The sequence below is a fragment of the Acinetobacter stercoris genome (genome assembly GCF_900323515.1).
Classification (GTDB): domain Bacteria; phylum Pseudomonadota; class Gammaproteobacteria; order Pseudomonadales; family Moraxellaceae; genus Acinetobacter; species Acinetobacter stercoris.
In genome coordinates this window covers 1-905 of record NZ_OOGT01000422.1, presented here as the reverse complement: position 1 = coordinate 905, position 905 = coordinate 1, and the positions used below count along the sequence as shown (strand labels likewise).

Annotated in this window: 1 protein-coding gene; it reads left to right on the top strand. The window is 26.3% G+C overall.

The window, feature by feature from the left end:
* Positions 1-11 precede the first annotated feature (11 nt).
* On the top strand, positions 12-905 hold an 894-nt coding region (locus tag KPC_RS20010; RefSeq protein ID WP_456049185.1), incomplete at its 3' end, for an oligosaccharide flippase family protein.

The window sequence follows — 905 nt, the reverse complement described above, 5'->3', positions numbered from 1 at the left end:
GTTTTGTTGTAATGATAATTGTGATAGGAGTGACACCATTATTGGTACATTATTTTAGACAGGAAAAACTATATTCTGTGTTGTTATTATTGTCTTTTTCATTTCCTATAATAGCTAGTAGTATTGTTCATAAGTCTAATTTTGAGAAATTACAGCTATTTAATATTTTAGCTAAAATTGAAATATTGTCAAGTTTAATTGGTTTGTTTGTTGCTATTTTTTTAGCAAACTTAAACTATGGAGTGTATAGCTTAGTTGCTCAGATATTGTTAAGTTCATTTTTGTTTTCTTTTTTAGTTATATATTTCTCAGAGTTAAAATTAAGTTTATGGAGTAAAGTAAATAAAGAGGAATTAAGAGGTGTTTTAGGCTTTAGTGGTAATCTTTTTTTATTTAATTTAATAAATTATTTTACAAGGAACTTAGACTCAATTCTTATTGGTCGCTTCTTTTCTACATCTATCTTAGGAGCTTATTCCTTAGCTTATAGAATTATGTTATTTCCTGTTCAAAGTTTAACCTCTGTTATATCTAGAGCATTTTTACCTCATATTACAAAAGATTTAAGTAATATTGAGAAAAATAAAACAGATTACTTAAAATGTTTATTTATGATTTNATCAATTTGTTCTCCATTGATGATCGGGTTACTTGCTGTTTCGAAGGATTTTGTTAATATTTTTTTTAATAGTAAATGGTCATTAATTAGTGATTTATTAATATGGTTAGCACCAACAGCTATAGTTCAAGCAGTATTAAGTACAACAGGTACCATATTTATTGCATATGCTAGAACTTTTTGGCTTTTTTTGTTAGGAGTTATTGGCGCAATACTTACTGCTATTGCTTTTATTGGTGGAATCTTTAGAGATATTCAAACGTTAACATTTTACTATTTTATTGCA